2 protein-coding genes are annotated in these 6,476 nt (G+C 44.9%); both read right to left on the reverse strand.

The features are described from left to right. Positions 1-4,187 (reverse strand): accessory Sec-dependent serine-rich glycoprotein adhesin (locus O3646_RS10755; RefSeq protein WP_371610876.1); only part of this gene is annotated, 4,187 nt, incomplete at its 3' end. 181 nt (positions 4,188-4,368) lie between these two features. Beyond that, positions 4,369-6,476: MucBP domain-containing protein (locus O3646_RS10760; protein ID WP_371610877.1), on the reverse strand; the 2,108-nt coding region annotated here is incomplete at its 5' end.

Below are 6,476 nucleotides of genomic sequence, written 5' to 3' on the forward strand. Positions count from 1 at the left end.
GATGTCGATACCGACTCAGACGTTGATGCTGACTCGGATGCTGAAACTGATTCAGAGGTTGAGACTGATTCTGAAGCAGAGGCTGATTCGGACGTTGAGACTGACTCGGATGTCGACACCGATTCAGACGTAGACACTGATTCAGAAGTTGACACTGATTCAGAAGCTGACGCTGACTCAGACGCAGAAGCTGATTCAGAAGCTGACGCTGACTCAGACGCAGAAGCTGATTCAGAGGCTGACGCTGACTCAGATGCAGAAACTGATTCGGACGTTGATACTGACTCAGACGCTGAAACTGATTCGGATGTTGATACTGATTCGGACGCTGAGACTGACTCAGAGGTTGAGACTGATTCGGATGTTGATACTGATTCAGATACAGAAACCGATTCGGACGTTGCTACTGATTCAGACGCCGACAATGATTCAGATGTCGAGATTGATTCAGACGTAGAGACTGATTCGGATGTTGATGCAGATTCGGACGTTGAGACCGACTCAGACGTCGATACCGATTCAGAGGCTGAAACTGACTCAGAGACTGATGCTGACTCAGAGACTGATGCTGACTCAGAGACTGATGCTGACTCAGAGACTGATGCTGACTCAGAGGCTGACACTGATTCTGATACAGAAACCGATTCAGACGTTGATACTGACTCGGACGCAGATGCTGACTCAGACGTTGATACAGATTCTGATGTAGATGCTGACTCGGATGTTGAGACTGATTCAGATGTTGAAACTGATTCAGATGTTGAAACTGATTCAGATGTTGAAACTGATTCAGACGCTGACAATGACTCTGAAGTCGACACCGATTCAGACGTTGATACTGACTCAGATGCTGACAATGACTCAGACACCGATACTGATTCTGATACAGAAACCGATTCAGAAGTCGAAACGGACTCGGATGTTGAAACTGATTCAGACGTAGACACTGATTCAGACGTAGACACTGATTCAGATACAGAAACCGACTCGGATGTTGACACCGATTCAGACGTAGACACTGATTCAGACGCTGAGACTGACTCTGAGGTTGATGCCGATTCTGATGTCGATGCCGATTCAGAGGTTGAGACTGACTCAGAGGTTGAAACTGATTCTGATGAAGATGCTGACTCTGATGTCGAAACTGATTCAGAAGCAGAAGCTGATTCGGATGTCGACACCGATTCAGAGGTAGAAACCGATACCGAAGTAGAGGCAGATTGGCTCTCCAATACGGAAGTGCTCAACGATGCTGATTTTCTAGCGGACTCACTCAAAGATACTGATGCAGACTCAGACTGCGATTGACTCACTGATTTTGAAGCCGACTCGCGAGTCGATTGACTTAGTGACTCTGATACCGACTGTGAAAGCGATGCTGATGCTGACTGACTCACTGAAACAGAGGCGCTCGTTGAAGCGGATGTCGAACTTGAGACAGACTGGCTAACCACTTTGGATACACTTGCTGATACCGAAGCAGACTGCAAGCCACTGACACTTGCGGATGCTGATTCCGAAACTTTCACAGATTCAGATTTTCTTGTCGATACAGATTGACTCGTTGAAGCGGATTGAGATTGAGAAACCTCCTTGCTCAACGATTGACTGCGAGATAAACTAGCTTGAGCTGAGACACTTGCAGAAGCTGATTGGCTTAGTGAAGCTGACAAACTTTGTGAGCGAACCGAGCTCAGTGACTGGCTCAATGAAACGCTCTGCTGAGCCGATACGCTCTGTGATTGCTTCGCACTTAAGGACTGACTGATCGATTGCGAAGTCTTCGTAGATGCACTCTGACTGTTTGATACAGACTGGCTGTGATCACTATCTGACAATTTCACAGCTACAACATTGGTCGTACTATCTTTATAAGTAATGGTGACTGTACCATCACTATTAACCGTATAGGACTTAATCCGGTTGGCCACCTCTGGGTTGACTGCCGATACAGCTGCAATCACCTTGCTCTTATCTGCATCTGTCAATGCAGTTAGACTCGTCACCTGAATAGTGCTTGTCGGCGCCACACCTGGCGTACGATCAGCGAGACGCCCTTGGGTAATCCGAATCTCACCCAAACCGTTTGGACGGTTCATATTGGAGGCATTGTCAATAGCCGCGACGTTGCGTTGCCATGTATTTCGGTAGGTATGGTAAAGGTCATCCTTCAAATGAATGGTCGTTGTGATGGTTGCAGGGTTCGCACTGGTAGCCGTAATATCTCCCGTGATAGGAGCAATATCACCTGTCCCATACTGGCTGCCACCAAAGAAATTCCCGTTCAAGGCATTGTCGTTCAGATCCGCTCGTGCAACGACTTTCATTTCTTTCAACTTGCCACTATCGTCCGTCGCTGTAAAGGTCACAACCGCATCATCACCAGCGTAAATAGTATAATTCTTCCCACCACCTTCAAGAGGGGTTGATTTCGGTTCCACACCATTGACGGTCAACTTAGCCGTCACTTCAGGACGTGTGGCATCTGTTACAGCAACCATGTTACTGGCATCGGAATAAACTGCATGGTCCCCATACAGAATGCGAGCCTTAGCCGTTACGCCACCCGTTTGCAAGGGAGCATTCGGTGTTACGATCGCTTGTCCAGAAGCATCTGCCACAGCTGTTCCCACTTCGTCGTCATTATTGTATAGAACGACTGTAGAACCTGGCTCAGCTCCCGTCACCGTTACAGGCGTCTGTGTGTAAGCCTTATCCAATAATCTCGTTTCAACAGTTGGTGCTGCAAGTCGCTTCACTGGAGCCGTCACATCATTTGTAGTGTTATCTTTATAGGTAATGGTCACCACACCAGATGATGAAACGGAATAAGATTTAAAGTCCTTTGAAGTGGCAATATTGGGGTTAGCAGTCTTAAACGCTTCCCAAATCTTCTCTTTTTCAGCCTGGGCCAAGTTAGTAGTATCATTGACAAAAGTCGCTGTCGTCACAGCCGTAATCGGATTACGAATGCCATCATTTTGCGGCAAAACCTGAATGCGTAGCGTTCGTGTCACTGACTGCCTAGCCGTATTGGTCACTACAAAAGAAACATTATAAATTTTCCCAGGCGTTACGACCTCTGTCTGCCCAACAGTTCCCATGATATTAAAGGCCACTGCACTATTTTTCAAGGCCGACGTCTGAGGCACATTGATGCCATTCACACGATCACTACCAGAAGCGTAGCCAATGCTCTTAATACTATTTCGTGTAGGAATGGTTTCCACAACATTATAAGCCTGATTAATGTAATCAGAGTTATAAACAGAAATCAAGGCATTGTTGGCTGGCCCTAAATTATACTGGGGTGCACGGAGACTGGTATCAGCATCTATACGATTCCCGTTACGTGGATCCCGTTGGCCAGATGTCGCACGAAGCACCGCATTGGCCAAGCGATTGCGAGCACTCTTTGCTTGACTTTCTACAGCATCCATTTGAATTGCGGGATTGGACAAACCAGTACGAATAGCTTCTAAAGCCAGATCTCCACTTTCAATAGCAGATTCCGTCCCAGGGATTTCCAAAGCCTGCGCACGATAGGTGTATAAATCCAAAGCCAAAACTTGCAGACGCTTCACCTGGTCTTCCGAGCGAGTGTTTTGAGCCTCTGCTACTTTCTCACTCGTTTCAGGAGTAGCTACATGAATAGCATCATTCTCCGAGAGAGTGCTACTAGCAAATTCTGATGTGGACTGACTCGCTGAATTACTAACAACATGTGATTCGCTCAAAGAAACCGACTGAGACAAAGAAAGGCTGTCACTAGCTGACTCTGAAAATGAGATGGATTCACTCATGGAGTGATTCGCTGACACAGAGTCTGTGGTAGACGTCGTTCCCAAGACAAAGCTATCTTGTCCAACCACACCGGTCGATGGGCTGATTTCAGACCCAACAGTCGCATTCATTTCATTTTCCTCGGCAAATACTGGATTGGCAACCGTTGTCGCCCCAGCCAGAGCCCCTAGCACAACCATCCCTTTGACCAGATCCGCAGGCATAGAGTGTGATGATGCTTCGTATTGAACCACGATGTTTTCATCCACACCACCTCGCATGACACGAAATAGGCCTAACCGCGAGACAGATGCCCGTACCCAATTCTTTCCTGATTTGATTAATTTATAACGTGTGATTCGTTCCGTTTCGCGAAAATCACCCTTCGAACGTTTAAAAAACATGTCCGCTCCTTAAAAATAAGATATCGAGTTATTATACACTAATTTTCCCCAAAAGTAACTAATTAAGACTAGTTTTTAACATAAAAAACAGCACACAAAAAGAGAACCCGGAGGTTCTCTTTTTGGATCCTTTTTCATTTCCCACATACCTGAAATGACCGAATCAAATTAGGATAGAAGATTATTTTTCATCTTCTTTTTTGCGGCTTCCAAGTGCTGCAACCCCTGCAACCCCTGCAACTGCTCCAAGAAGAGCTGAAGCTACAGATCCTGTTTCACCAGTATTTGGAAGTTGTTCAAGAGCTGGAGCTGGTTTAGCTGGTTGCTCAGGAACTGGGTTCACTGGTGTATTAGGTGTTGGATCTACCGGTGTGTTTGGTGTTGGATCCATTGGTTTATTAGGTGTTGGATCTACCGGAGTATTTGGTGTTGGAGTTGGTGGCACCGGAGTATTTGGTGTTGGAGTTGGTGGCACTGGAGTGTTTGGTGTTGGAACGTTTGGAGTCTTCACAAGTTTGTAAACATAAGTAACGTTCTTATCACCTTCGATAACTTTACCAGTTGTTGGGTCAGTTGTTGTCAAGTGACCTTCACCGTCAACGTTACCTACTGGGTAGTTACCTTGTGGTACCAATTCATAGACTTTACCATCTGCAGTTGTGATTGTCTTAGGACGGTTATCCACAACTGTATCGTAGTCTTTACCTACTGGTTGGTCTTTTTCATCCACTACTGAAGTCTTGATAGTGTTACCATTTTCATCTACATAGTGAACGTATACATTACCCTTAGGTTGTACAGGTTCTTCGACAAGTTTGTAGATGTAAGTAACGTCTTTACGTCCTTCAACCACTTTACCAGTTGTTGGGTCTGTTGATTCAAGGTGACCTTGAGTATCTACTTTACCAACTGTGTAGTTTCCGACTGGTACGATTTCGTAAGTTTTACCTTCGAATCTAATGTACTGTGGACGGTTGTCTTCAACAGTGTTGTAGTCTTTACCTACTGGTTGGTCTAACTCATCTGTTACTGATTCTTTAATGGTATTACCTTCAGTATCTTTGTAGTGTACGTATACGCTACCCTTAGGTTGAGTTGGTTCTTCCTTCACTTCTTTGTAAACGTAAGTGATGATTGAACGTGGTTTATCAACTTTACCTTTAATTGGATCAGATGATTCCAAGTGTCCATCGCCATCAACTTTACCTACTGGGTAGTCACCTTTCGGTACGATCTTGTATGTCTTACCGTCTGGAGTCTTGATAGTATTAGGTTTTTCACCTTCCTCAGTTGTGTTATATGGTGTGTCATATGGTGAGTTTGGTGTGTCTTGACGAGGTTTTTGAATTTCTTTACCATTTTCGTCTACGTAAGTGATGATTACGTCACCTTCTTTAGGTTTCGTTGGATCTTCTTTAACCTCTTTATAAACATAAGTAATCTTAGAAACTGGTTTTTCTACTTTACCTTTGATTGGATCAGAAGTTTCAAGATGTCCTTCACTATCAACTTTACCTACCGGATAATCACCAGCCGGTACACGTTCGTATTTCTTACCTTCAAACTCAATGTACTTAGGTTGTTCATCGTTCTCAGTAGTGTCATAAGGCGTGTTGTAGTCTGACTTAGGAGTATCTTGACGTTGGACTTTAATTTCCTTACCATCATTCTCACGGATATAAGTAATAATAACTTCACCTTGAGGTTTTTCACTTTCAGAATTTGATGAAGAGTTAGATGCTGATTGTGATACAGATGTAGAAAGTGATGTTGAAGCTGATGTGCTCAATGATGCTGATTGACTAGCTGATACAGAAGCTGATGCTGAAGCCGATGTACTCAATGACGCTGATTGACTAGCTGATACAGAAGCTGACTCAGACGCTGATGTACTCAATGATGCTGATTGACTAGCTGATACAGAAGCTGACTCAGACGCTGATGTACTCAATGACGCTGATTGGCTTGCTGAAGTAGATGCTGATGCTGAAGCCGATGTGCTCAATGATGCTGATTGGCTCGCAGATACGCTTGCTGATTCAGACGCTGATGTACTCAATGACGCTGATTGGCTCGCAGATACGCTTGCTGATTCAGACGCTGATGTGCTCAATGATGCTGACGCTGACTCAGATGCTGAAACAGATTCAGACGTTGATGTTGAAGCTGATTCTGATGCTGACTCAGACGCTGATGTTGATTCAGAAACTGATTGGCTTGTTGAAGCTGATTGTGATTCTGAAACAGATTGCGAAGCTGATTCTGATGCTGATGCTGATGTGCTCAATG

Origin of the sequence: Streptococcus sp. 27098_8_148 (assembly GCF_041432105.1) — a bacterium.
GTDB classification, from domain to species: Bacteria; Bacillota; Bacilli; order Lactobacillales; family Streptococcaceae; genus Streptococcus; species Streptococcus parasanguinis_AE.